This window comes from Oxalobacter aliiformigenes, from assembly GCF_027116575.1.
GTDB classification, from domain to species: domain Bacteria; phylum Pseudomonadota; class Gammaproteobacteria; order Burkholderiales; family Burkholderiaceae_D; genus Oxalobacter; species Oxalobacter aliiformigenes.
In genome coordinates this window covers 734,500-761,086 of the sequence record NZ_CP098252.1, presented here as the reverse complement: position 1 = coordinate 761,086, position 26,587 = coordinate 734,500, and the positions used below count along the sequence as shown (strand labels likewise).

At 52.0% G+C, this 26,587-nt stretch carries 22 protein-coding genes and 1 tRNA gene; 8 read left to right on the top strand and 15 right to left on the bottom strand.

Annotated elements, in window-relative coordinates; genetic code table 11:
- Positions 1–186 precede the first annotated feature (186 nt).
- Together NB647_RS03600 and NB647_RS03595 are read left to right on the top strand one after the other, a co-directional pair.
- Positions 187–867, top strand: a complete 681-nt coding sequence (locus NB647_RS03600) for a DUF484 family protein (protein ID WP_269265217.1) — start codon at positions 187–189, stop codon at positions 865–867.
- Between the two features lies 1 nt (position 868).
- Entirely contained in the window at positions 869–1,861 is a 993-nt protein-coding gene (locus NB647_RS03595; protein WP_269284202.1) for a tyrosine recombinase XerC, read from the top strand.
- Positions 1,862–2,521: 660 nt separating this feature from the next.
- Here the strand turns inward: NB647_RS03595 and NB647_RS03590 are convergent.
- Positions 2,522–3,538, bottom strand: coding sequence for a formamidase (locus NB647_RS03590; protein ID WP_269265214.1), 1,017 nt, complete (start codon positions 3,536–3,538; stop codon positions 2,522–2,524).
- A gap of 287 nt (positions 3,539–3,825) precedes the next feature.
- On the opposite strand from NB647_RS03590, the gene NB647_RS03585 reads away from it, so the two are divergent.
- Together NB647_RS03585 and dksA are read left to right on the top strand one after the other, a co-directional pair.
- Positions 3,826–4,851 carry a CobW family GTP-binding protein gene (locus tag NB647_RS03585; RefSeq protein ID WP_269284201.1) on the top strand — a complete coding sequence of 342 codons (1,026 nt, stop codon included), beginning with the start codon at positions 3,826–3,828 and terminating at the stop codon, positions 4,849–4,851.
- 171 nt (positions 4,852–5,022) lie between these two features.
- Positions 5,023–5,466 carry an RNA polymerase-binding protein DksA gene (dksA, locus tag NB647_RS03580; protein WP_269265212.1) on the top strand — a complete coding sequence of 148 codons (444 nt, stop codon included), beginning with the start codon at positions 5,023–5,025 and terminating at the stop codon, positions 5,464–5,466.
- Positions 5,467–5,545: 79 nt separating this feature from the next.
- On the opposite strand, the gene NB647_RS03575 is transcribed toward dksA, so the two are convergent.
- The 6 genes from NB647_RS03575 to NB647_RS03550 all read right to left on the bottom strand — a co-directional run bounded on the left by NB647_RS03575 (position 5,546) and on the right by NB647_RS03550 (position 12,494).
- The gene (locus NB647_RS03575) at positions 5,546–6,547 is read right to left on the bottom strand and encodes a septal ring lytic transglycosylase RlpA family protein (protein WP_269284200.1); all 1,002 of its coding nucleotides are present in this window, start codon (positions 6,545–6,547) and stop codon (positions 5,546–5,548) included.
- A 198-nt stretch (positions 6,548–6,745) separates the two neighbouring features.
- The gene (gene rodA / locus NB647_RS03570; protein ID WP_269265209.1) at positions 6,746–7,858 is read right to left on the bottom strand and encodes a rod shape-determining protein RodA; all 1,113 of its coding nucleotides are present in this window, start codon (positions 7,856–7,858) and stop codon (positions 6,746–6,748) included.
- A 7-nt stretch (positions 7,859–7,865) separates the two neighbouring features.
- Positions 7,866–9,833 (bottom strand): penicillin-binding protein 2, encoded by a 1,968-nt coding sequence (gene mrdA / locus NB647_RS03565; protein ID WP_269284199.1) that lies wholly within the window; start codon positions 9,831–9,833, stop codon positions 7,866–7,868.
- A gap of 88 nt (positions 9,834–9,921) precedes the next feature.
- Positions 9,922–10,437, bottom strand: a complete 516-nt coding sequence (gene mreD / locus NB647_RS03560; RefSeq protein ID WP_269284198.1) for a rod shape-determining protein MreD — start codon at positions 10,435–10,437, stop codon at positions 9,922–9,924.
- Complete coding sequence (gene mreC / locus NB647_RS03555; RefSeq protein WP_269265203.1) at positions 10,434–11,369, bottom strand: rod shape-determining protein MreC; 936 nt, start codon at positions 11,367–11,369, stop codon at positions 10,434–10,436. Before mreC ends, mreD begins: the two co-directional genes overlap by 4 nt.
- 81 nt (positions 11,370–11,450) lie before the next feature.
- Complete coding sequence (locus NB647_RS03550) at positions 11,451–12,494, bottom strand: rod shape-determining protein (protein WP_269265201.1); 1,044 nt, start codon at positions 12,492–12,494, stop codon at positions 11,451–11,453.
- A gap of 192 nt (positions 12,495–12,686) precedes the next feature.
- Here NB647_RS03550 and gatC point away from each other — a divergent pair, with 192 nt between their 5' ends.
- The 3 genes from gatC (at position 12,687) to gatB (ending at position 16,052) form a co-directional block, all read left to right on the top strand.
- Complete coding sequence (gatC, locus tag NB647_RS03545) at positions 12,687–12,989, top strand: Asp-tRNA(Asn)/Glu-tRNA(Gln) amidotransferase subunit GatC (RefSeq protein ID WP_269277103.1); 303 nt, start codon at positions 12,687–12,689, stop codon at positions 12,987–12,989.
- 57 nt (positions 12,990–13,046) lie between these two features.
- On the top strand, positions 13,047–14,498 hold the full coding sequence (gatA, locus tag NB647_RS03540) for an Asp-tRNA(Asn)/Glu-tRNA(Gln) amidotransferase subunit GatA (RefSeq protein ID WP_269284196.1): 1,452 nt from the start codon (positions 13,047–13,049) through the stop codon (positions 14,496–14,498).
- A 75-nt stretch (positions 14,499–14,573) separates the two neighbouring features.
- Complete coding sequence (gene gatB, locus NB647_RS03535; RefSeq protein ID WP_269265804.1) at positions 14,574–16,052, top strand: Asp-tRNA(Asn)/Glu-tRNA(Gln) amidotransferase subunit GatB; 1,479 nt, start codon at positions 14,574–14,576, stop codon at positions 16,050–16,052.
- A gap of 69 nt (positions 16,053–16,121) precedes the next feature.
- Here gatB and NB647_RS03530 read toward each other — a convergent pair whose 3' ends face one another.
- From NB647_RS03530 to NB647_RS03510, 5 genes are all read right to left on the bottom strand, one after another.
- A complete protein-coding gene (locus tag NB647_RS03530; RefSeq protein WP_269284195.1) occupies positions 16,122–19,343 on the bottom strand; it encodes an EAL domain-containing protein in 3,222 nt (1,073 codons plus the stop codon).
- Between the two features lie 407 nt (positions 19,344–19,750).
- Positions 19,751–20,026: a DUF192 domain-containing protein gene (locus tag NB647_RS03525; protein ID WP_269284194.1), complete on the bottom strand. Its 276-nt coding sequence runs from the start codon at positions 20,024–20,026 to the stop codon at positions 19,751–19,753.
- A complete protein-coding gene (locus NB647_RS03520; RefSeq protein ID WP_269284193.1) occupies positions 20,026–20,199 on the bottom strand; it encodes a hypothetical protein in 174 nt (57 codons plus the stop codon). Before NB647_RS03520 ends, NB647_RS03525 begins: the two co-directional genes overlap by 1 nt.
- Before the next feature lie 101 nt (positions 20,200–20,300).
- The gene (locus NB647_RS03515) at positions 20,301–20,525 is read right to left on the bottom strand and encodes a hypothetical protein (RefSeq protein WP_269265802.1); all 225 of its coding nucleotides are present in this window, start codon (positions 20,523–20,525) and stop codon (positions 20,301–20,303) included.
- A 559-nt stretch (positions 20,526–21,084) separates the two neighbouring features.
- A complete protein-coding gene (locus NB647_RS03510; protein WP_269265193.1) occupies positions 21,085–22,185 on the bottom strand; it encodes an alkene reductase in 1,101 nt (366 codons plus the stop codon).
- A 275-nt stretch (positions 22,186–22,460) separates the two neighbouring features.
- Between NB647_RS03510 and NB647_RS03505 the strand changes: the two genes are divergently transcribed.
- Positions 22,461–22,970, top strand: a complete 510-nt coding sequence (locus tag NB647_RS03505; protein WP_269284192.1) for an alpha/beta hydrolase — start codon at positions 22,461–22,463, stop codon at positions 22,968–22,970.
- 32 nt (positions 22,971–23,002) lie between these two features.
- Here the strand turns inward: NB647_RS03505 and NB647_RS03500 are convergent, their stop codons facing one another.
- The 3 genes from NB647_RS03500 to rpoD form a co-directional block, all read right to left on the bottom strand.
- Positions 23,003–23,344, bottom strand: a complete 342-nt coding sequence (locus tag NB647_RS03500) for a hypothetical protein (protein ID WP_269265190.1) — start codon at positions 23,342–23,344, stop codon at positions 23,003–23,005.
- 607 nt (positions 23,345–23,951) lie between these two features.
- Positions 23,952–24,028 (bottom strand) — tRNA-Ile (locus tag NB647_RS03495).
- Positions 24,029–24,040: 12 nt separating this feature from the next.
- Entirely contained in the window at positions 24,041–26,524 is a 2,484-nt protein-coding gene (gene rpoD, locus NB647_RS03490) for an RNA polymerase sigma factor RpoD (protein WP_269265189.1), read from the bottom strand.
- Between the last annotated feature and the right edge of the window lie 63 nt (positions 26,525–26,587).

The following is a 26,587-nucleotide window of genomic DNA, read 5'->3' as shown; positions in this document are numbered from 1 at the left end:
TATGGACAAACCCATGCCATACAGGTCCCGGACCGTGACATGTCCCCATCACCGCGCTATACCGGTCGTACCTCCACGGTTTCCCTCAAGCCGATCTGATTTTTCGCATGACAAATTTCTGTCATCCCGCCCGGCCTCGGGTAAAATGATGCTTTTGAATTTTTCCATTGACTGACCGGACTCATCATGACGCAGGCTATCGATTCCCAAACCGTTGCACAATATCTTATCGACCACCCCGAATTCTTCGAGAATCATGCCGACATCCTTTCCGGTTTGCGCCTGATTAGCCCGGTCATCGGCAAGGCCGTCTCCCTGCATGAGCGCCAGATCGAAGTATTGCGAAGCAAATACAAAACCCTCGAACTGCAACTGTCCAGGCTGATGCACACGGCACAGAACAACAAGAGCCTGATGGAAAAAATGGTAGTCTGGGCCTCGAGACTTCTCGAAAAACGCCATGAAACCGATGATATGCCGCAAACGGTCGTCAACAGTCTCGAATCCGTTTTCAATGTGCCCGAAACGACATTGCGGCTCTGGAATATCCGGGAAGAATACGCGGACAGCTGGTTTACCCGGCATGTCGATGAAAACATCCGCAATGCCGCCAACCGCATGAAACATCCGTATTGCGGAAAAGTGCCGGAAAATCAGGATGCTGTCAAATGGCTTGATCTTTTCTCCTCGATCCGTTCTGTCGCCCTGGTACCGCTGAAAAAAGACGCGCAATCCCTTCCGTTCGGTCTCATTGTAATGGGATCGCCCGATGCCACCCGTTTCCAGAACGATATGGCCACCGATTTTTTGTCTGCTATCGGAGAACTGGCCAGTGTCACACTCCGTCATCTGCTGGTGACCGGCTGAAATGGACAAAAACTCCACCGGCAATCCCGGCAACAACATCGCCGACCGATACCTTGACATGTTGTCCGGACAGCGGAAACTGTCAGACAATACAGTCGAAAACTATCGGCGCGATCTTGAACAGCTGGCTGAACTGGCCGGCAAAACGGCCCTGATTTCTCTCTCATCGGCCGACATACGCCGGTTCATTTCGCAGTTACATGCCGGCGGTTTGTCTCCCCGTTCACTTGGACGGAAACTGTCGGCATGGCGCGGCCTGTTCCAGTGGCTCGTCGAAGAATCGGTGATCAATACCAATCCTGCGGAAGACATTCACGCTCCCAAAAAAGACAAACCGCTTCCCAAGGCACTTGCCGTCGATGATGCCGTCAGACTCGTCTCAGCCGATTCCGGCAGGGAACACGTTTCTGAAGCCGGAAAAATTTCCGCCTTATGCGACCATGCCATGTTCGAACTGCTGTACTCCAGCGGGCTTCGCGTTTCCGAGCTGACAGGACTCGATATCCACTCTGTCAGACAGTCCGGTTACACATCGACAGGCTGGATCGATCTGAACGAAAAGGAAGTGACCGCGACCGGCAAAGGCAGCAAAACACGAATCGTTCCGGTTGGCGACGCCGCTGTCACTGCCATTGAAAAATGGCTTGCCGTACGAGACCGGTTCACCCGTCCCGACACGAATCAGAACGACACTTACGCCCTGTTTCTCAACTCGCGCGGACATCGCATGTCCGTCCGCCTTGTCCAGTTGAGGATAAAGGATCACGCCAGACGTCTCGGGCTGCCCGTCAATGTACATCCCCACATCCTTCGGCATTCCTTCGCCTCGCACATTCTCCAGTCCTCCGGTGACTTGCGCGCCGTACAGGAAATGCTGGGGCATGCATCCATTGCATCGACACAGGTCTATACCGCGCTGGATTTCCAGCATCTGGCCAAGGTATATGATTCGGCACATCCAAGGGCCAGGGCTGGTAAAAAAGGGAACAGCTGATACCCTTTCGTCCGGACAAAAAAGAGCGCTCCCCCTTCAAAATCCCGTTACCTGCCCTGTTGCCGACAACCGGGAAAACCTGACGGTCATCCCTGCTCGTATGCCACTGCTTCCGGAACAAACGGTATCCGTGAAAACAGTCCGGACAAAGCGCCATGATTCATTCCGGTACAAACAGTCATGATTCTTTCGTAACAGATTTTCTTTGTTCCATGACAGCTTCGCAAGGCATTGACGGGTATGGAAGCGGACAGAATGTCTTCATCAGCCGGCACCGGGCACGGCCCATATTCTGAAAGATACAACCAACATGACCCCGCCTCCCGGATGATGTTCATATCACAGTCGGGAATCCAAAACTGTATGTTGAGGACCACAGGAATGGCCGTTCCCCCCCGAATCGCACTTGCCGAAACAAGACTTCCGGACACGTACCGTTTTTCCATAATCCTGAACCGGGAAAACCGTATCCATTACCCGAACAGGAACATGCAAACACATTTTCCGAATAAAGTGAAATACACGGAACCATGATTGGCCGTTTGTAACAGGCCAATCGAAGCGGCCAGGACTTTTTCCACACCCTGCAAAAAAGGTCCTGTCAAAAAACCAGGACCTTCTTCATCCGGACAGGGTCAGACCAGACACCGCAAATCCGGGTTATTTCTTGAATTTATCCGGCATGGGGCCATACTGCCCCCCGTTGGGATAATACTTCCATCCGTCACGGATCTTGATCTTGTCATCCCAGGGCAATTTGTATTTGCCCTCGGCCAGATCACGGACCCATGTCAGGTAATTGGCTTTCTCGCCCCCGGGTTTGGCGACATAGGCACGGCATCCCAGATTGAAAATATTGTTTTCCAGTGCCCAGTTTTCGCGAGCCTTGTCAGCAAGCCGCGGGAACAGCTCAGCCGTCACGATTTCCCATGGATTCCTGTGCCCCTGCTGAATGACGTTACCGTCGTAATTGCAGATCGTGCCTTCGCCGAAATAGTAGAAGACATTGTCGTAACCGGCCAAATTGACAGATACCGTATACATCAGGTTTTGCCATGCATTGGTACGGTTCGTGATAATCCACTGGTCGTTTACCTGCGTCGAATAGCCCGATATGCGGATATAGACATTGCATCCCTTGTAAGCGGCTTCACGGGCCAGTTCAGGAAACATCCCGTCATGGCAGATACATACCGCGAGTTTCGATCCCTTGGGCCCATCGCATACCGGCATCCCCAGATTGCCCGGCGCCCAGGGTTCCACCGGTACCCACGGTTGCAGTTTCCTGTAATGCAGTGCGATTTCCCCCTTGTTATCGATGATGATGGCCGTATTGAATGGAGGACCGCCCTCAGGATCCTGCTCCATGATGGAAAATACCCCCCAGACATCCGCCTCCTTGCACGCCTGCCTGTACTGACCGACCTGAGGACTGTCCAGACTCAACAGCATCTCGTCATAAGACCAGATGGCCGTATTTAAGCCCTGCGTCGAATATTCGGGAAAAACGATCAGATCAAGACCCGGATAACCGGCCTTGGTCGCCGCGACTGCCTTGCAGATTCTGTCAACATTCACCTGAATATCCCCGGGACCGCTTACAACGGGAACAGGATATTGAATCGCTGCAACCAGCAATGCCTCTTCCCATGAACTCACTGAACCTGTGCTTCCCATAACTGCCTCCTCTCTCAAAAGGGGCATCCGGCGTATAAGTGGTGCCAGCCGAAACACCCGATACAACCCATGTAACAAGTATTTTTTACAATTTGCATCAGAGTACTTGACTTATAAAGTCTTTTACAATATAAGATCGTCCGCCGAAAAACACAAAACAAAAATGTGTTACGAATTGTATCCGTACAACAATGCGGAATACGTTTCCACACTTTCCGGACCTGATGTATATTCCTGATATTGTTTGATAAAATCCGGAAAGTTAAACCACTATCCATATCGGCACCATGTCACTGATACCTGTCACCATCATTACCGGCTTTCTCGGCGCCGGCAAGACCACTCTCTTGAACCGGATACTCAGGGATAAGCAGCACAAACAACGCATCGCGGTCATCGAAAACGAATTCGGGGAAGAAAATATCGACAGCAACATTCTTGTCCAGGACGATGCCGAGCAGATCGTCGAGATGAGCAACGGATGCATCTGCTGCACCATCCGCAGCGACCTCGTCACAGCCCTGACACGTCTGGCAAACAAACGCAAAAGCGGCGAAATCAGCTTCGACCGTGTTGTTATCGAAACGACCGGCCTGGCCGATCCGGGGCCGGTTGCCCAGACTTTCTTTCTGGAAGATGCCGTTGCCGAAGACTTCATGATCGACGGAATCATCACGCTGATGGATGCCGTATTCGCCATGCGCCAGCTTGACGAATACGAACAGGCACGCCAGCAGGTCGGTTATGCCGACAGGCTGCTGATTTCGAAAACCGATCTGGTCAGTGCGGAAGATGTCGAATTGCTGATTAACAGATTGCGAAGAATCAATCCGCACGCCTCGATCCATACGGTCGATTTTGGTCGCATACCGGTTGCCGAAGTGCTCGATCTTCGCGGATTTAACCTCAGCTCGAAACTGGACGTCGATGCAGACGGCCATGATCACCACCACGATCACGATCATCCTCACGACCACGCGTGCAGTCTGGACTGCGGATGTTCCCGTCATCTGGACGACATCGGCTCTTTCGTTTTCCACAGCAAAAAACCCTTCGATCCGGACAAACTCAATGATTTTTTCGACAGGATGATCACCCTGTTCGGCCCCCAGATGCTGCGCTACAAGGGGGTTTTATACATGAAAGGGGCCGACAGGAAAGTGGTTTTCCAGGGAGTACAGCAATTGATGGGAACCGATGTGGTCGAAAAATGGGATGAAAATCATCCCCCCGAAAGCAAACTGGTTTTTATTGGAAAAAACCTGCCTAGGACAATTTTTATGGAAGGACTTCATGATAGTCTTGCAGACTGAATAAAACACCGGAAAGACTTTTTTCCTGTTTTATTGGCATGACCTTTTGACAGATGTCATCCGGTCGATTAAATTTCATTGCAGGGTATTTCAAACCATAGTTCAATACATGCCGCAATAAATTGCCGGTTACTTACGAACAGATATATTGAGGCAAAGGAAACAAGACAAGTGAATACCAAAACCAGAAAACCGACACAAACGCCCCCTCTGCTCACCGAGGAAGAAATCCTCAAGATGAGTGAAGACGACTACATGAATCCTGCCCAGCTGGCTTTTTTCAAGGCCCGCCTTGAAAAAATGGAGCAGGACCTCATCCGCAACGCAGGGCAGACGACAGAAAATCTCCGCGAAACGACTCTGGTTCCCGATCCGGCCGACCGCGCCACCATTGAAGAAGAACATGCACTGGAACTCAGAACCCGCGACCGTGAACGCAAGTTGCTGAAAAAAGTGAAACAGTCGCTGGCAAGTATCGAATCCGGCGACTACGGCTGGTGTGTCGAAACAGGCGAACCCATCGGCATCGCCCGACTGCTGGCACGTCCCACCGCCACGCTTTCCCTCGAAGCGCAACAGCGCCGCGAGCTGAAACAAAAACTGTACGGTGACTGAAATGATCCGGCAAACAAAAAAGGCAGGATGATTTTCCTGCCTTTTCGATTTCCGGATCACTTCCCCGAAAACCGCGCTGTCAGCGACGAACAACAAACGAATTCGTCCCCATGCTTTTCATTTCCTCAACGACTTGTGTCGCTTCAGCCAGGGTATTGAAAGGCCCGGCAAACAGTTTGTAATAATCCCCGGTCTGCACGACTTCCAGCGAAGGCAGCTTGTGCGCCCAGTCAAGCGAGAATTTCGCCTGGTACGACTGCGCATTGCTAGCCTGCTGATAAGCCCCCAGCTGAAGATAATAAGCCTGTCCCGAAGAAACCGCTTCCGAAGCAGATGAAGCCGTTTTTTGCTCGTTTGCCACGACGACCGGTGTTGCCCCGGCATTCTGCGTTCCTGACTCGGCGGAAGCGAGAACGACCGGTTTCGGTTCGATCGGCGAACCGGCATCCTTTTTCGCCAGATTGATCCGTTCGATCTCGTCCGGCAACAGAAGTTCGACTTCCACCTGCCCGCTTCCCTTTTCCAGATAACCCAGTTTGTATGCCGCCGTATAGGACAGATCGATCAGGCGGTTCGACAGGAAAGGGCCACGATCGTTGACCCGGACAATAACCTGTTTTCCGGTTTCGAGACTGGTTACACGGGCATAACTGGGAATCGGCAATGTGGGATGGGCGGCCGTCATTTTGAACATGTCATAAGGCTCGCCTGACGAGGTTTTCTGTCCATGAAATTTCTTGCCGTACCAGCTTCCCACCCCCTTTTTCCGGTAGGCGCTGATTTGCGTCATGGGTGTATAAGTCCGGCCGAACACGACATACGGCTTGTTGGGACCACTGGCCAGTTTTTCCACTCTTGGCTCGGCATCGGGGACTTCCAGAAGATTGTCGGGCACCTCATCCATCGGACCGTCGTCCAGATAATAGCCACCTCCCTTTTTGACCTTGACCTTGCCGGTTTTCCCGGCTGCCACTTTTCCGGACGATTTCGGTGTGGTACTGCAACCGGACAAAAGCAGTGCACAGGCCGATGCCAGCATCGCCATCAGAACCAGACATTTGCGATTTCCTTGAAACAACATCTTCACACCCCGTCACAGACCTGTCACTATTTGAAACATCATGTTTTCAAAACCGTTTGAAAATGAAAGAATTAGCGCCAGAACCTCACTAACCGCTCAAAGTATAACCCAACTTGTCGCCTTTTTTCATCCGGCAAGCTCGGTAAACATCAGAACTTTTGCCAAAACGGGACAATTGAAAAAGAAAGGTGACCGGATTCAGGTCTGTACCAGCTTTCGATGTCGCTGGATACTCATCAGAATGCCGGTTCCGAGACCCAGTGTCACCATAGCCGTTCCGCCATAACTCATGAAGGGCAACGGAACACCCACCACCGGCAGAATGCCGCTGACCATCCCCATATTGACGAAAGCATACATGAAAAACATCATCGTGATGGCCCCTGCCAGAAGCCGCGCGAACACCGTCGAGGCATTCACGGCGATCATGAGACCCCGGGCAATCAACAACAGATACAGAATCATCAGTACGATATTGCCGATCAGCCCGAATTCTTCCGAAAACACGGCAAAAATGAAATCGGTCGTTCTCTCCGGAATGAAATGCAAATAGGCCTGCGTTCCCTGCAACCATCCCTTGCCGGTTACTCCACCCGACCCGATAGCGATAACCGACTGGATAATGTGAAATCCCTTGCCGAGCGGATCGGAAGAAGGATCGATCAGCATCATGACGCGATGCCGCTGGTAATCGTGCAGAAGCGTCCATACGACCGGCAAACTGGCAGCTCCCGCCACAGCCATACTGATGATGACTTTCCATGCCAGTCCTGCCAAGAAAATGACGTAAAAACCAGTTGCCGCGACCAGAAGCGCGGTTCCCAGATCGGGCTGTTTCATGATCAGTCCGGCCGGAATGGCCAGCAACATCATGGCAATGACATATTCTTTCCAGCCGACATGGCCATCCCGCTTCTGGAAAAACCAAGCCAGCATCAGCGGCAATGCAATCTTCATGATCTCGGAGGGCTGAATGACAACTCCGATATTGAGCCAGCGACGCGCCCCTTTCTTGATCAGCCCGAACATCGCCACTGCGACAAGCAGGGCGATACCGACCGTATAGATCGGCACGGCAAAACGCATCAGGGTCTGGGGAGGCACGCTGGCAGCGATCCACATGATGATGAAACAGATAATAATGTTTCTCAACTGATCCTCGACCCGCCCCGGAAAATCGATACCTGCCGAATACAGCGTGATGATTCCGACCGACATGATCAGGAAAACGATCAATACCAGCGGACCGTCGAAAACGGCAAGCCAGGTTTTCAGCCTGTTGCGAATTGCATCCTGATAAGGTGTATCCATTTGCCTGTCACTCTTCCTCAGTATTTTCTTCTTCGGGAATGGCCGGAGTCAAAATCGGCTGCAAGACTTCATCGGGTTCTTCCGGATAATCGTCCGGTTCCGGCACACCACGCGTCGATACCTCGGAAACCGGTTTCTTGCCCAGGAAGAAATAGTCCATCGCTTTCCGTGCGATCGGCGCGGCAGCGGATGCACCGAATCCGGCATTTTCGACAATCAGGGCAATGACGATTTTCGGATTGTCCACCGGAGCGAACGCGGTATAAAGCGCATGATCCCGTTTGTGTTCCGCCAGCGCTGCGGCATTGTATTTCTCGTTTTTGCCGATACCGATCACCTGTGCCGTTCCCGTTTTCCCGCCAGAGACATAACCGGCCCCTCCGAAAACGCGGGCCGCCGTTCCTTCCTTCACCACTCCGGCCATGGCCCGCTTGACGACCTCGATATTTTCCTGTTTCAACTCCAGTCTGACCGTTTCCGTGACAACCGGCTTGCGCTCATGGGTCACCCCGTTCTCGATTTCCTTCACCAGATGCGGTCGTGCCGCAGAACCGTTATTGACCAGAAGCGCCGTGGCATAAGCAAGCTGCAACGGCGTGAACGTGTTATATCCCTGCCCGATACCGAGCGAAATCGTTTCGCCGGCATACCATTTTTTCTGGTTCGGATTTCTGTAAGCATTCCGTTTCCATTCCGTCGAAGGCAAAATTCCTTTTCTTTCATGAGGCAGGTCGATACCGGTCTGCTCTCCGAAACCGAACTGTTTCATGAAATCGTGCATCGTATCGACCCCCATCTCGGACGCGAGAATATAGTAATACGTATCGCATGACTGGACGATGGATTTATACATATCCACGATACCGTGTCCACCCACCTTGTCATCCCGGAAACGGTGATTGCCGTACAGGAAATATCCCGGATCACTGATCGCGGCCTGGGGAGTGCGGTACCCCAGCTCCAGCGCCGCCAGCGCCATGAACGGTTTGTATGTCGAACCAGGCGGATAGGCGCCACGAATCGGCCGGTTGACCAGCGGCCGGTTGATCGACGTATTCAGTTCATCCCAGTTCTGCTGGTCAATTCCGTCGACGAACAGATTGGGATCGAATGTCGGTTTGGAGACATAGGCAAGAATTTCACCGGTTGCCGGATCCATGGCGACCAGGGCACCACGCCGCTTGCCGAAGGCTTCTTCGACCACTCTCTGGAGTTCGATATCAATCGACAGCACCAGATTGTTTCCGGGTACCGTCGAACGCGTGGACAGTGTCCTGACAGCCCTACCGCTGGCCGACACTTCCATTTCCTCGTAGCCGGTCACGCCATGCAATACCCTTTCGTAACTCTTTTCAATGCCCTCCTTGCCGTAATGTGTCGTTCCCTGATAATTGGTTTCTTCCTCTTCCGGCAACCGGTCGATATCTTTCTGGCTGATCCGGCCGATATAACCGATGGCATGGGCCGCCACCTCACCCAGCGGATACTGGCGGAACATGCGCGCCTGGACTTCCACACCGGGAAAACGGTAACGCTGGACAGTGAACCGCGCCACTTCCTCATCGGTCAGCTTGGATTTCAGGACAATGCTCTCGAAGCGTTTCGTTTCTTCCATACGCCGCCTGAAACGTTTCCTGTCCCGTGAAGTGATATCGATGAACAGGGAAAGTTCGTCAATCACCTCATCCATTTTGCCCTCGATTTTGGCAGGGGTGATTTCAAGCGTATAAGCAGAATAATTGTTAGCGAGCACCACACCGTTGCGATCGGTGATGATCCCCCGCGACGGCATGGTCGGAACAATCGAAATCCGGTTTTCCTCCGCCTGTGCGACATAATTGCTGTGGCGGACGACCTGCAGCCAGACAAAACGCAAAAGCAAAAGGAAAAAGCAGAACAGTACGAGAACGGCCAGTGCCATGATCCTGTTACGGAAATGCCTCAGTTCCCTGTCGGTATTGTTCAGATTCGACATACTGCCCCCTTGCCGAAAGCATCCCGCCGGGAAAACAGGGATACCGGTTCATTCCATTGTCCGGCACGCCGGAAAAATACTGCCTGATTCATAAGGAACTGTCCAGATCCGTATTGACGGAACGGCGCTGGGGTGCCAGCAAAATGGCGGTGACAACCGGCCACAACAGCGCGCCAATGCAACTGTCCAGCAAATAAAACCAGCTCGATGTGCGCTGGCTGACGATAAACTGCACCAGCATCTGGACAAGCTGGGAAGACAACAGCAGAAAAAGGATATACCAGACCTGCTTTTTCAGAGGGAACCAGAGAACCCGGCGATGCAACGTGATGGCGAAATAACTCAGCAACGTATAGGCCAACGCATTCTCACCGAGAAGCGTCGCATCATTGACATCCATCAGAAGCCCCATACAGAAGGCGATACCAATGCCCACACGGCGTGGCTGGTGAATTCCCCAGAAAACCAGTACCAGCGCGACAAAATCAGGTACTCCGACCCAGTGTCCCCATGGCTGGAGATTCAAAAGAAAAGCGACAAACAGGCTAACTGCGATAAACACAGGACTGACAGGAAGCAAAATACGTTCGGGAGTCTGTTTCATCTCGCCGGCCCTACCTGTTTTCCTGTTTCATTCTGTTTCGGTACCGCTCTTTTCCGGGTCGCGACTGTTCTCTCATCAGACGTCGGCCGCGGTGCAACGGCTGTATCGGAAAGCAGTATCAACACCTGCCGGTTCCGGTTGATGCCGGCTACCGGTTCGCAGATGATATGATCGAACGACCCGGTGGAATTATCGCGTACCCGTGCGACCCTGCCCACGGCAAGCCCGGCCGGATACACCCCGTCGATTCCGGACGTGACCAGCATATCGTCCGCAGCGATATCGGCATTGGCCATCATGAACCGCAGTTCAAGATATCCCGACTGGCCTCTTCCATAAGCGACACTCCGCTCGCCACTGCGCACGTTCAAAACAGGAATGGCCTGATCCTTGTCGGTCAGAAGAGTCACCTCGCATGTCGCCAGATACACTTCCGTAACCTGACCGATCACGCCTTTTTCATCGATGACCGGCTGTCCCGGAAGAACACCGTGTTTCGATCCCCTGTTCAATACGACCTTGCGGACAAAAACATTTCTCGCATCGTAAAGGATCTCGGCCGGAACAGACTTGACGCTGATTCGCTTGCTCATCCCCAGCAACTCGCGCAAATGTTCGTTTTCGTTTTCCAGCAATTGCGCACGCTGCAACAACTGGGCATCCTGCATTTCTTTCTGCCGCATCTGGCTGACTTCATCATGCAACGTTCCGGATGAAATCAGATATTCGCCAGCCGCTTCGAAAAGGTCACGCGGGACCATGGCAGCCCGCTGGACAGGATAAATGACCAGACCGATAACATGGCGAACCCGGCCAAGTACCTGCAAACGGGAATCGACAAAAAGCAGCGCGATGGCGGCCACCACGAAAATGATGACTTTCACCCGGGCGGGCGTTCCCTGTTTGAAAAGAGGCGGTGGTCCGTATTGCATCAGAAACTTACCGGATACGAAACAAAATCGCGCAAACGGCGACGTTCACGAAACAGGCACATGGAGTGTGCCTGTCCGTATTCATTCATAAGAAAAGACCGTTTCGAATTCGTCGATTTTCTCGAGCGCGATGCCACAGCCCCGAACGACACAGGTCAGCGGATCTTCGGCCACCAGAACCGGCAGGCCGGTTTCTTCCATCAAAAGGCGGTCGATATCGTGGAGCAGTGCACCACCACCGGTCAGCATCATGCCTTTTTCGGCAATATCCGCCCCCAGTTCGGGCGGAATCTGCTCCAGCGCGTTCTTGACGGCGGAGACGATATTGTTCAACGGATCGGTCAGTGCCTCGAGAATTTCATTGCTGGACACCGTGAACGCACGCGGAATCCCTTCCGACAGGTTGCGTCCCTTGACTTCCATTTCCTTGATCTCCGTACCGGGAAAAGCGGAACCGATATTCTTCTTGATCGCCTCGGCGGTTTGTTCACCGATCAGCATGCCGTAATTGCGGCGGATGTAATTGACGATCGCTTCATCGAAACGGTCGCCGCCGACACGGACGGACCCCTTGTAGACCATCCCCCCCAGCGAAATGATACCGACTTCGGTCGTACCGCCTCCGATATCCACGACCATTGAACCGGTCGCTTCGGAAATCGGCAATCCCGCGCCCAGCGCGGCCGCCATCGGTTCCTCGATCAGATAAACCTTGGACGCACCGGCTCCGAGCGCCGATTCACGAATGGCACGGCGTTCGACCTGGGTGGATCCACAGGGAACACAAATGATGATACGCGGCGAGGGACGGAAAAACTTGGAATTGTGGACCATGCGGATAAACTGTTTCAGCATCTGTTCGGTCACCGTGAAATCGGCGATCACGCCATCTTTCATCGGGCGGATAGCCTCGATATTGCCGGGAACCTTTCCGAGCATCTGTTTCGCTTCCTTGCCCACCGCCTGAATGCTTTTCTTGGCACCGGAATGCCCGTCGTGCCGGATCGCGACGACAGAAGGTTCATCCAGAATAATGCCTGCATTCCTGACATAGATCAGCGTGTTGGCCGTCCCCAGATCGATGGCCAGATCATTTGAAAAATAACCGCGTAAAAATCCAAACATGAACAGTCCCGATATATAAAATTTCCGTATACAAAAAACGGTTGAACCTGCAAAAACAGTCGAATTGCAAACTTCACGTACAACTATGCAATAACCGCACATTCTACCTTATAATTCTGGGGTTATATCTGATGTTCAGCATGCAATTGCATTTCATTCCGAAATTTTTTTGTAACAACCGAACCATTCATTATGTCTCTTGAACTTTCCGATGTGGAACGCATCGCCCAGCTGGCCCAGCTGGAAGTTTCCGAAACCCAGATAAAGAAAACGGCAGAACAGTTGAACAATATTCTCGACATGGTGGAACAGCTGCGTTCCGTCGACACGACCGGTATCGAACCGCTGGCCCATCCGATATCGGCTTTCAGAGACGATGTGGCCCTGAGACTGCGGGACGACGCCATCACGGAAGAGAATCACCGGACTGAATACCAGGCTTGTGCTCCGGCCGTCGAAAACGGACTCTATCTCGTTCCCAAAGTCATTGAATAACGCGCAAGGAATATCTTTCCATTGCGAACCTTCCGGATATTTAGTCGTTACCAACCCATGCATACCAAAACTTTATCGGAACTGTCTGCGCTTTTGCAGACGAAACGGATTTCTGCAACCGAACTGGCCAAACTGTTTCTGAAACGGATCGGTGAAAGCGAACTGAACGCTTTTCTTCACGTTGATGAATCGCTGACCCTGAAACAGGCCGCAATCGCCGATGAAAAAATCGCCCGAAACGAAGCGCATCCCTTAACCGGCGTTCCCATCGCTCACAAGGACATTTTCGTGACGAAAGACTGGCGATCCACTGCCGGTTCGAAAATACTGGCCAATTACACGAGTCCGTTCAATGCCACCGTCGTGCAGAAACTGCTCGACGCGGGCATGGTCAATCTCGGCAAACTGAACTGCGACGAGTTCGCAATGGGTTCATCCAACGAGAATTCGTATTTCGGTCCCGTCAGAAATCCCTGGGACACCCGCGCCGTACCGGGTGGATCGTCCGGAGGATCCGCCGCCGCAGTGGCCGCACGCCTGACGCCTGCCGCCACAGCAACGGATACCGGCGGTTCCATCCGCCAGCCATCCGCTTTCTGTGGCGTCACCGGGATCAAGCCGACTTATGGCCGTGTTTCCCGGTTTGGCATGATTGCCTACGCTTCATCGCTGGACCAGGGAGGCCCGATCGCCAAAACGGCAGAAGACTGCGCCCTGTTGCTAAACGAAATGACCGGATTCGATCCGAAGGATTCGACCAGTCTCGAAAAAAACGCGGAAGACTACACCCGTGACCTGAACAATCCGTTAAACGGTCTCCGCATCGGTGTACCCCGGGAATATTTCAGCGAGGGTCTCTCTCCGGAAGTCGAACAACCCATCCGTGATGCCCTGACAGAATTCGAAAAACTGGGCGCGAAACTGGTCGATATCTCCCTGAAAAACACGTCCCTGTGCATTCCGGTCTATTATGTCATCGCCCCGGCGGAAGCTTCTTCCAATCTCAGCCGGTTCGATGGCGTCCGTTACGGTTTCCGGGCGGAAAATTATACCGACCTTCAGGACATGTACCGCAAGACCCGTTCGGAAGGTTTCGGCGAGGAAGTCCAGCGCCGCATTCTGGTTGGCACTTACGTTTTAAGCCACGGCTACTATGACGCATACTACATTCAGGCCCAGAAAATCCGCCGCCTGATCGCCGAAGACTACAAAAACGCCTTCGCCGGATGCGATGTCATCATGGGCCCCGTTTCGCCGACCGTCGCCTGGAACCTCGGCGACAAGGCGGATGATCCGGTAGCCAACTACCTGGGAGATATTTTCACGCTGTCGACCAATCTCGCCGGCCTGCCCGGCATGTCCATTCCATGCGGATTCGGGCAGGGCGATCACGCCAGACGTCCTGTCGGGCTGCAACTGACCGGCAATTATTTCGATGAAGCGCGCCTTTTGAATATCGCCCATCAGTACCAGAAAGCGACGGACTGGCATCTGAAATCACCAGTCTGACAGAAAAAGAAACCAGCCGTTCTCCGGCCGGTTATCCGTACAAGAATATTTTCGACGGTCCAAACCGTCACCACCATCAGAGGAAACACTATGCAGTGGGAAGTAGTCATCGGTCTTGAAACACATGCACAACTTTCAACCGTATCCAAAATTTTCAGCGGCGCTTCGACCCATTTCGGTGAAAAGCCCAATACACAGGCCTGTCCGGTCGACCTGGCATTGCCGGGCGTATTGCCGGTCATGAACCGGGGCGCTGTGGAAAAAGCCATCCAGTTCGGTCTGGCCATCGGAGCGCAAGTCGCCCCGGTTTCGGTCTTCGCCCGAAAAAACTATTTCTATCCCGATCTTCCCAAAGGCTACCAGATCAGCCAGTTCGAAAAACCGGTCGTCATCGGTGGCAAAATAAACTGTATTGTTGAACAGAAAGGCAAAAACAGCTATATCAAGACCATCAATCTGACACGTGCCCATCTGGAAGAAGACGCCGGCAAATCCCTGCATGACGAGTTCGCCGACATGACCGGCATAGATCTGAACCGTGCCGGAACCCCGCTTCTGGAAATCGTGACCGAACCGGACATGCGCAGCGCAGCCGAGGCGGTCGCCTATGCCCGGGCACTGCATTCGCTGGTTACCTGGCTGGGCATTTCCGACGGAAACATGCAGGAAGGTTCTTTCCGTTGCGATGCCAACGTTTCGGTGCGTCCGGCCGGATCAAACGTTCTGGGCACCCGTTGCGAAATCAAGAACCTGAATTCCTTCCGCAATCTGGAAGACGCGATCAACTATGAAATCGAACGCCAGATCGAACTGATCGAAAGCGGAGGAAAAGTCGTACAGGCAACCCGCCTTTACGATCCGGACAAACGCGAAACGCGTGAAATGCGCACAAAAGAAGATTCCGACGATTACCGTTATTTCCCCGATCCCGATCTCCCTCCGCTCGTCATCTCGCCGGAATGGATCGAACGTGTCAGAAACGACATGCCGGAATTGCCCGATGCCATGCGTGAACGTTTCATTAACGATTACGGTCTGCCGGAATACGATGCAACGGTTCTCACCCAGTCCAAGGCCATGGCGACCTATTACGAGCGACTGGTATCCTTAACCGGGAAACAGCTGGCCAAACAGAACGCCAACTGGCTGATGGGCGACGTTTCTTCCGCCCTGAACCGCGAGGGCATTGATGTGACGGAAGTTCCCGTCACCTCCGAACAGTTGTCCCTGTTGATGAAGCGGATCGCGGACAACACCATTTCCAACAAGATCGCCAAGGAAATTTTCGCTGTCCTGTGGGAAACGCGCCCGGCAGAACCCGATGCCGTCGATAAAATCATCGACGCCAAGGGACTGAAACAGATTTCCGACACCGGTGCCATCGAGAAAATCATTGACGAGGTACTGGCGAACAATACCCGCTCCGTCGAGGAATTCCGGGCCGGCAAGGAAAAAGCATTCAATTCGCTTGTCGGTCAGGTCATGAAAGCGACTCGCGGCAAAGCCAATCCGGCACAGGTCAATGAATTGCTCCGCAAAAAACTTGCCGGTTAAAAAACAGTCCGGACAGGAAAAAGGCCTGCAACACGCAGGCCTTTTCAGTAGCCGGAACCTGAAAACACATCAGGATTTTCCGCCATCGCTGCGTTCCAGAAGATTCTCGAATTCCGCGGCGGTCAAAGGCTCGGAAAAAAGATAACCCTGCCCGTAATCGCAGCCGGCAGCGGCCAGAAGCCGTTTTTGTTCATCGTTCTGAATCCCTTCGGCAATGACTTTCATATCCAGTTTGTGCGCCATGACAATGATCGCCTCGCACAATGCCATATCTTTCGGTTCACTCCCGATATTCCTGACAAACGCCTGATCGATTTTGAGATATTCGATATCGAATTTCTTCAGATAGGACAATGACGAATAACCTGTTCCGAAATCATCCAGCGCGATTTCCATACCATGCCGGTGAAATTCGGCAAGCCGCTCGATAACATGCCGGTTCGAAACCAGCAAAACCCCTTCCGTAATCTCCATGACGATCCCCTCACCGGACATATTCCGTTTTTCCAGTTCACCGAACCAGTCCGCATAGTTTGGCTTGTCCTGAAACAGAGTCGGTGAAATATTGAAACTGATCTGGAATTGCGCATAATGCCGCCTTCTCCATCGTTCCACTTCACGCACCACTTCCGAAAACGCCCAGTCGGAAATGGTCAGAATCAGTCCGGTTTCCTCGGCGATGGAAATGAACTCTGCCGGACTCACTATGCCGCGCAATGGATGATGCCAGCGAATCAGCGCTTCTGCCTTGTGTATCTTCCCCGTTTCCAGTTCGACAATCGGCTGGTACAACATTTCGAACTGATGTTCAAAAACAGCAATTCGCATATCGTTCGCCAGCCTGATCCGGTTTTGCGCAGCCGCCTGCATGAAAGCCGTAAAATAGCTCATCCTGTTGCGGCCTGCCTGTTTGGCCGCGTAGAGCGCCTGATCCGCATTTTTCAGCAACGTCTCAATCCCGGTACCGTCATCAGGATAAACCGTTATGCCGATACTGGCGGAAAGATAGGCGATTTCCCCATTGAGGCGATAGGGCTGGGCCAGCGAATGAAGGATATCCTGCGCTATCTTTTCCGCGACCGGCAAATCGGACAACTCCGTCAGAATCACCGCGAATTCATCTCCTCCCAGCCGCGAAACCGTATCGATTTCCCGGACACAGTCCATCAGACGGCGTGCCACATCCATCAAAAGCTTGTCGCCCATGTCATGTCCCAGGGTATCGTTGACATCCTTGAAATTGTCCAGATCCAGAAACAGAAGCGCCAGCTTCTTGCCCGACTGATTGACCTTCGTCGTTTCCTGTTGCAACCTGTCAAGAAGCATTCTCCGGTTCGGCAAATCGGTCAGAAAATCGAAATTGGCCTGCCGCCAAATCATATCTTCCGCTTCCTTTTTTTCCGTGAAATCATCCGACAATTCGACATAATAACGAACCGTACCATCTTCGTTATAAACGACATTGATAGTCAGCCAGGCAGCATAAACTTCCCCGTTTTTCTTCCTGTTCCACAACTCGCCACGCCAGACGCCTTTTTCATGAAGGGTATCCCACATCGCCTTGTAAAACGCCTTGTCCTGCCGTCCGGAATTTAAAATCTTGGGATCCTTTCCCAGAATTTCCGCTGCGCTATAGCCGGTAATACGTTCGAAAGCCGGATTGACGGCGAGAATCTCGTTTCTGGCATTGGTCACCAGAATCGCCTCGCTTGAATTCTTGTACACCAGTGCAGCCAGTTGCAGTTTTTCCTCATCCTCTTTTCTGCGAGTCATATCTCTGGCAATGCCCAAAACACCGATCAAACGTCCGTCCGGCATCCTGACGGGAGCCTTGATGACATCGAAAAACACCCGTTTTCCCGTCCGGACATTGGTCACCCACTGTTCCATGACTTCCGGTTTTCCTTCTTCAATAATCCGTTTCTCCTCGGCACGCATCACTTCCGGCTGTCTGCCGCCGGGCAACTCCTCATCGGTCTTGCCGATTATCGCCCCCTCTTCCAGATCGAAAAAGTTCTCAAATGCCTGATTGCAAGTCAGGTAAACGCCATAGACGTCTTTCAGCCAGATCAGGTCGGGAATATTTTCAAAAACACTTTTCAGTCGGGCCTCGCTTTGTGTCAGCACAGCATTGACCTTGTTCAGATCCTCAGTGCGTTCTTCGACCAGTTTTTCCAGATTGAGCAGTAACTGGTTACGCATTTCCTGAAGGCGCACCATGAACAGAATCCCCAGAAAGAAAAGAGCCAGAAGAGCCAGCGATATTCCGATGATCTTTGTCCCCCAATAGAGAAGATCGGCATTATATGCACTTGTCGGCAACAGGGTGACCACTTTCCATTTGTATGAACTGACATCATGTGCTCCCTGCCCGCCGGAGAATATTTCACTGCTGCCGGTACTGGTTTTCGTACCGGCTTTCAGTGGCGAAAGCGTATTGAACGACCATAACCCCTCGCGGGTGACGAATTGTCCTTCCTTTGCATTCCTGATCCGTTCCCAGACCTGCGGATAACGTACCGCCATGCTCAATTCATTCCTGTCGAACATGAACCCGAATTCTTCAGGATCCGAAGGTCCCCTCAACCAGTAACCATCCCGGTTGACGAGCCAGGCGGCATTCCCGCGTATGCCGGTCAGCTGTTCGAATCGCGTCAACATGGTGTCCGCATAATAATTCAGCAACAATATGCCTCTCTTCTGCCCTTTGCTGTTGAAAACGGGCATTCCGAAACGGATAGTCGGCACGAACGGTTCTTCAATACGATCGTTCTCGATATTCAGATCCAGCGGAGAAACATACATTTCTCCTTCTTTCAGTGCATTCGTATCCTCGAAAAAATAACGCCCCTTTCTGTCCAGCAACTTTTCTTCCGGCACGACATATGCCCGGTCATCTGCATAATTCACACGGAGTCTCTCGACACCCCGTTCGTCAATCCAGCGTATTTTCTGGTAAGCCTGCTTCGCTTCGGCAAAAGCGATCCAGTCTGCGGCGACACAATCCACATTGGTCTTGCCAGGATGATCCAGCATCGTTCTGAAATCGGTGTTGGAATAAAGAACCTGTACATCCTGCATGACGTATTCGAGACTCCGGTTAATGGAAACCACACCGACCTGTACCGTCTCATGTTCCATCTTCCGGTTCTGCTCATGAATGAAACGCAACTGCGACAGGTAATACAAATAACCGCCGCCACAGATCAGCAGGGCGACAGGAAGAAAAACCAGAAACAGCCGCAAGACAGGATGAAAATCCTTGCCGGGTATTTTTATAAATTTTTTCAATTCCAGCTTCATCGATGGAACATTTCAGAAAGAATCAGACGACAAGGAACAGAAATCGCTTCTGTCAAATGAAATCCGGAACGCCCCGGAGAGAGATTTCATCCTTTTCCGGTTCTGGAAATACCCGCCCATTCAGGCAATGGCGGACATGACCGGCTTCACCCGGATTTTTCGGAAACCTTTTTTTTGTAAACTATTGATGTTCTTCCAATATTTCAATTCATTATTCATTGAAGCACTGGAACAATCTTGAGTGGAATCAAAAAATACCTGCACACTGAACGGCTATTCGAATGACGAATGACAGAAGTCGCCAGACGAAAACCTGCCACCGGGAATCCGGGAACGACATCCTGCGAACGGAATGATTGGTCAGGCACGTCACGAAATATATTCTGTCCTCACGGTCACTTATGCAACCCCTCAACCCGGCTGCCGGGTTTCAGGCCGTTTTTCCTGAACCAGCCGGCATTCATTTCCAGCGCATAACGGATCCATCCGGCACTGCAATGCGAATCGGTCGTGAACGGTTCCATCTCTTCGACATTGACGATAACCCCTTCATGATCGATAAAAGCCACGGAAAGAGGAATCACCGTATTTTTCATCCACATGCAGGATCGGGCCGGCCGGTCGAACACGAAAAGCATACCGTTGTTTTCAGGAAGGGATTTTCTGTACATCAGCCCCCGTTCACGCTGCGCATCCGTCGCGGCGACTTCGGCATGGACGATCTTCCCCCCGCTTTCAGGTGGACTGTCCTGAAACGGACATCGCCGGAGGCAGCAGCGAAACCACTTGATGAGGAGAAAATCGCCAGAACGAACGCAAACACGAGATAACCGAATCGGGACATGCCTTTTTCCTTTTTTCAGAAATATCCATTTTAACCTGACAACCGATCATATAAAAAAAGCGGGATTTTTTCCCGCTTTTTTAATGACCGGATAAAAGCTGTTATTTAGCCGTTTTTTCAGCTGGAGCAGCCGCTTTTTCTTCAGTCTTTACTTCTTTTTTGACTTCTTTCTTTGTTACCTTTTTGGTTTTCTTGGCTTTTTTGACCGGAGCGGCCTTTTCAGCAGCTGGCGCCGAAGCGGTCTTTTCCGCAGCAGGAGCAGGATCGGCAGCGAAAGCAGCGGAAGCGAACAAACCGGAAATCAGGATAGCAACTAATTTTTTCATTTTCAAAGTTCCTCAAAGGTGATGTTGGGTACTACCAATCCGATTGGATTACGTCCATTAACGCACCAGATTTTCAGGTGGTTGACACTTTTTCAAAATATTTTTTCAATTGTAACTGCCTGATTTTTCAGCTCGTATAAAATCATGTACATAAAAAACCGGAATAATCAGTCTACTGCCTCCGGATTATTCCGGATGGTTTCAGACAATAAAAAAGGCAGGGCTCGCCTGCCTTTTTTACAAAATCAGGAAACGGCTTTCTTGCGACCGGAGCGCCTCGTACAATCTGCCAGACCGGCATCCCCGGTCCCGCTTCGGCAAAGACTACGGGAACTTTTCCGCCGGAATGGAAGCGGCAGCGAATACCGGAAAAACGAACAAGGCCGAACCGGTCCCCCTTTCTCCATTCACCAATATTCCGGCATTCAATGAAAGAAACAAAATCATCCAGATGGATTTCGACGGTCACCGAATACCGCTTTGCCGGAATCGGCAGTGTTTTTGGAAAACATGCCTGCCATCGTCCTCCCGGATACATATCTCTTTCCAACCAGGCCCTTCATGCTTTCAGGGTCGGATAATCCGTATAACCCCTGTTCCCTCCCTTATAAAAAGTGGCACGGTCAGGCACATTGTAAGGTCCCCCCTGTCCGATACGCTCGACCAGATCGGGATTGGCGATATACAGACGTCCGAAACCAACGGCATCCGCCAGTCCGCTCCTGACAGCTTCCTCGGCTTTTTCCGGCGTATACTCCCCGGCATAGATCAGTACACCGGAAAAAGCCTCCCGTATCTTCTTTTTGAAAGTATCCGTCAATGAAATACCGCCGACCCAGCTCGGTTCAGCAATACTCAGATAGGCGATCCCGCGCTTGTTGAACTCGTCGGCCAGATAGAGCGCCATTTGTTCCGGTTCGGCGTCGGCAATACCATTGATATTGAAATAAGGCGACAACCTGACACCGAGTTTTTCCTTGTCGACCACTTCCAGCATCGCGTCAAGCACTTCAAGTGTCAGCCTTGCCCGATTCACGAGAGATCCGCCGTATCTGTCCGTTCGCCGGTTGGTATTGGTCGCCTGGAATTGCTGGAGCAAATACCCGTTTGCCGCATGTTCCTCGACAAAATCGAAACCGGCCCTCACCGCACGGGCAGCCGAATCGCGATATTGCCCGACGATCTTTCCGATTTCTTCCACCGTCAATGCCCGCGGCTTGTCACACGGCACAAAAGCATGTTCTCCGTTTTCCAGCACAATATTGCATTTGGCCCCCTCGGCCGCAATGGCCGACGGAGCGACCGGCGCCCCTCCATTTTCCTGAAAATAGGAATGGGACATTCGCCCGACATGCCATAACTGGGCCGATATTTTCCCTCCTCTGGCATGGACGGCCTCAACCACTTTTTTCCACCCCGCTTCCTGGGCATCCGTGTAAAGACCTGCCGATCCGGCATATCCCTGCCCGGAACGGGATATTTGTGTCGCTTCGGAAACGATCAATCCCGCAGAAGCCCGTTGTGCATAATATTCGGCATTCATTTCCGTCGGAATATTATCAGGCTCAGCCGTCCGGCAGCGGGTCAGCGGCGCCATGACAACACGATTGGCCAGTTTGACATCGCCCATCCTCAAAGGGGTCAGCAACTTCAGTTCCATCACAATCTCCTTTCGTTTCATCCAGTTAAGCAAATCCGGAAAAGATCACCGTCACACTCGTTTCCCGTATGGACGTGCCATTTTTCTACATCGCCATATTCATACATCAAACCCGGCGAATCGTTTCAGGCTAACACAAATATCCCGTCACCGTCTTTTTTCCGATCATATCATCGACCGATCATGCAGCCTTCACACCCTCTCGTACAAGAAACTGTCATTCAGAATACAATGATCGCGTTCTCATCATTAACCGGAAAAACGGACAACATCCTATGAAACCACTGATTCATTTTGTACATGGAAAAGAAAGCGGCCCGTGGGGTACGAAAATACGGCACCTTGCCGATATCGCAAGAGAGATGGGCTACGATGTGGAGAGTCTGGACTACTCGTCCACCTTCGACCCGGAAACCCGTGTGGAAATGCTCGTAAATTCCTGCAATACACGGCCTGCACAATACCTTGTCGGATCCAGCATGGGAGGCTGGGTCGCCATGACAGCAAGTGCCTTTGTCCCGGTCAGGGGACTGTTTCTTCTCGCACCGGCAATCGATATCGAAGGATACCCTCCGTACCGGCTCGGATGCGATGGAAATGCACTCGAAATCGTGCACGGCTGGCACGACAGCCTCATTCCCGTCGAAAACATCACCCGGTTCAGTATGAAACACCGCTGTACGCTTCATCTGGTAGACGACGAACACAGGCTGAAAAACCGGCTGCCCCAAATAGGGGATTACATGATATCGTTTTTGAAAAGAATGGAAAAACATCCGGAATAACCGTATCCCGGCCTGTTTTCACGATACCGGGATCATTTCTTTTTTCCCGTATCCCTTTTATCGGAAGAAATGGCCTTGCCGTCATTCCGCTGTGGAACCGGACGGCTGGTCAAATATAACACCATGATGATCGACAGGACAAAAATTCCCCACAATCCTGCCAGCGACATGGTGGAAGGTATCTCCGCCTCGGGAGGCGGAAAAGAAGCGACACAGGCATAGAAAAAGAAAAGCGCCGGAAAGCTGCCCAGCAGAAAACCCAGCATATGCGCAATGGTCCTGTTCGGGCGTTTGCGCATGTTATAAACATACAGACGCCACCAGCTCCAGGAAAAAATCAGAACTGTGGCAATAATGATCCAAACGGTATTCATCCTGTTGATCCCCTGTTTTCTATTAGAAAAAACAAAACACTGTCAGCCGTGCAATACGAAGGCAGCCGACAAACCGGAAATGAAACCTCCTCCCGCTCGAGAAGTTCCATCGAAATGCCGTCTGCCTGTAACTCATCCCGATCCATTCCGCGATAAAGACCTGATTTGGCGAACCTGTTCCATCAAAACGTAACGGATGGAACACACGCGACGAAAGACGACACGTATTCCCGGATCGATACCCTTTCGGCAAATCTGTTTTCGGCGCAAGAACCAGGCATTCATTCTTCCCGTTTTGCCTGTCCGGCATCAATCTGCACAACACCCATACCGGCGTATATTGAAAAAACAGGCACATTGTAAATTTACTCCAAACGAATCCGGAACCATTCAATAAAAAATAAATTTGCCGGCATCCGGCAGAAAACAGAAAGGAAACCAGCCTGTACCGGTTTATCGGATGCGATACGCCCAACTTGTCTCTGCGAAATCCAGGAAATACCGGAATTACCGACCGCCTGATTGTTCCGCCTGTCACAATTTTGTCACTCTCGAAATCGAGACAAAAAAATCCCGCCGAAAAAGGCGGGAAAAATCAAATATTTAGTGGTGGGCCCACCAGGACTTGAACCTGGGACCAAAGGATTATGAGTCCTCTGCTCTAACCAACTGAGCTATAGGCCCGTCTGGAATTTATCAATTGCTTTCCAGGAAACTTTTAAGTTTATCCGATCTCGACGGATGACGCAATTTTCTTAATGCTTTTGCTTCAATCTGGCGAATACGTTCACGTGTCACGTCGAATTGTTTGCCGACTTCTTCCAGCGTATGGTCCGTCGACATCTCGACACCGAAGCGCATCCGCAACACCTTCGCTTCCCTTGGTGTCAGCGAATCCAAGACATCCTTGACCACGCTGCGCATCGAGGCATGCAACGCCGCATCGGCAGGTGCCAGCGTATTGTTGTCCTCGATGAAATCTCCCAGATGTGAATCATCATCATCTCCGATCGGCGTTTCCATCGAAATGGGTTCCTTCGCGATCTTCATGATCTTGCGGATCTTGTCTTCAGGCATATCCATCTTGGCTGCCAGTGTCGCCGGATCGGGTTCCGCACCGGTTTCCTGCAAAATCTGTCGGGAAATACGGTTCATCTTGTTGATGGTTTCAATCATGTGAACCGGAATACGGATAGTACGCGCCTGATCGGCGATCGAACGCGTAATAGCCTGACGAATCCACCAGGTGGCATAGGTCGAAAACTTGTAGCCGCGACGGTATTCGAATTTGTCCACCGCCTTCATCAGACCGATATTGCCCTCCTGGATCAAATCCAGGAACTGCAAACCGCGATTGGTATATTTTTTCGCAATCGAAATCACCAGACGAAGGTTCGCTTCCGTCATTTCCTTCTTGGCCTTGCGGGCACGCATTTCACCCGCCACCATCTTGCGGTTGATTTCACGCAAATCGGTCAGCGGCATACCGATACGGTTTTCGATATCGACCAGCTTCTGCTGCAATTCCTTGACCATCGGAACGTTGCGGGAAAGAATCTCGCTGTACGGATGACCGGCATCGACTTCCTCGTCAACCCATTCCATATTGGTTTCGTTGCCCGGGAAAGTCTTGATGAAGTGCGCTCTCGGAATCCCGCACTTGTTGACCACCACATTGAGAATTTCACGTTCTATCTGGCGAACTTCATCCATTTGCGTACGCAAGGTATCGCACAGCTTTTCAATGAACCGTGCCGTAAACCGCATTCCCAGCAATTCTTCCGAAATACGATCGTGCGCTTTCACATAAGCCGGAGAATTGTAACCGTCCTCTTCAAAAGCCCGCTGCATTTCCTTGAAATGCGTTTCGATCAGTGCAAATCTTGCCAGAGCGTCTTCTTTGAGTTTTTCAAGCTGCTCTGCAGAAAAGCCGGCAGCCGCACTACCGGCAGACCCGCCATCGCCCTCATCTTCCTCTGCGTCTTCTTCATCGCCCTCATCCGCATCGGAATCTTCTTCATCCGAATCATCCTGATCACTGTCCGATGCGGCCGCCATCACAGGCGCGTCATCCTCCTCGTCAGCCATACCGTCAACCACTTCATCGATTCTGACTTCGTCGTTACGGATTTTCTCTGCCTGTTCGATAATTTCTAGAATCGTGGTCGGACAGGATGAAATCGCCTGGATCATGTCTTTCAGACCTTCCTCGATCCGTTTGGCGATTTCGATTTCCCCCTCGCGCGTCAGCAGTTCGACCGATCCCATTTCACGCATATACATCCGGACAGGATCCGTCGTACGGCCGAAATCGGAATCCACTGTCGAAAGCGCCGCTTCCGCTGCCGCTTCGGCCTCTTCGTCGCTTGTGACCGTGACGACATTATCGGTCAGCAACAGATCTTCCGCATCGGGGGCATGTTCATACACCGAAATGCCCATGTCATTGAACGTACTGATGATCCCTTCGATCGCATCAGGATCGATGACATTGTCGGGCAAATGGTCGTTGATTTCGGCATAGGTGAGAAACGAACGTTCCTTGCCCAGCTTGATCAGTATTTTCAGCCGTTCACGGCGACGCTCCAGTTCTTCTTCCGTTGCCTCCGTATCGCCTGCCAGCGCATCCTTCAACAACGCCTTTTCCTTGGCCTTGCGATCCTTCGCACGAGCCTTGTCGGCCGCTTTCAGTTCAGCGCGTTCCACCGCGTTCAATGCGGCCACTTCCTCGTTTTCCGGCTGGAAATCCTTGGGCTTGCGGCCACGGCGTCCCGGTACCTTCACGGTGGGCAACACATAGCTGGAAGTATCGATCGCCGCCAGCCGTGCCGCATCGGTTGTGACAATCGTATCGGATACGTTGCCTTTCCCGGAAACGGATGCAACCGTTTCCTGGCCTCCCGTCGCCAGTTTGGGTTTTCTGCCGCGTGAACTCTTGACCTTGACAGCGACGCCTTCAGGCGTGACGCTTTCATCGAAAACCGCTTTCTTCCGCCCTCTTTTCACATGCACAGTCACTTCGCCAGAAGCCGATACGGCAGACGCCTCGGACGGAACCACGCCTTCCGCATTCACACCGGCAACCGCCTCATCATGCCTGCGCCGGCCGCGCCGCTTGACGGTAAGCGTCGTATTGTTCGTTTCACCTGCCACTGATTGGGGTTTATCTGATTTATCCATGTCGTCCGTTGTCCGCTCGAAAATCCAACATACCGGTTTTACCCGATGTTACTCAGACGATAC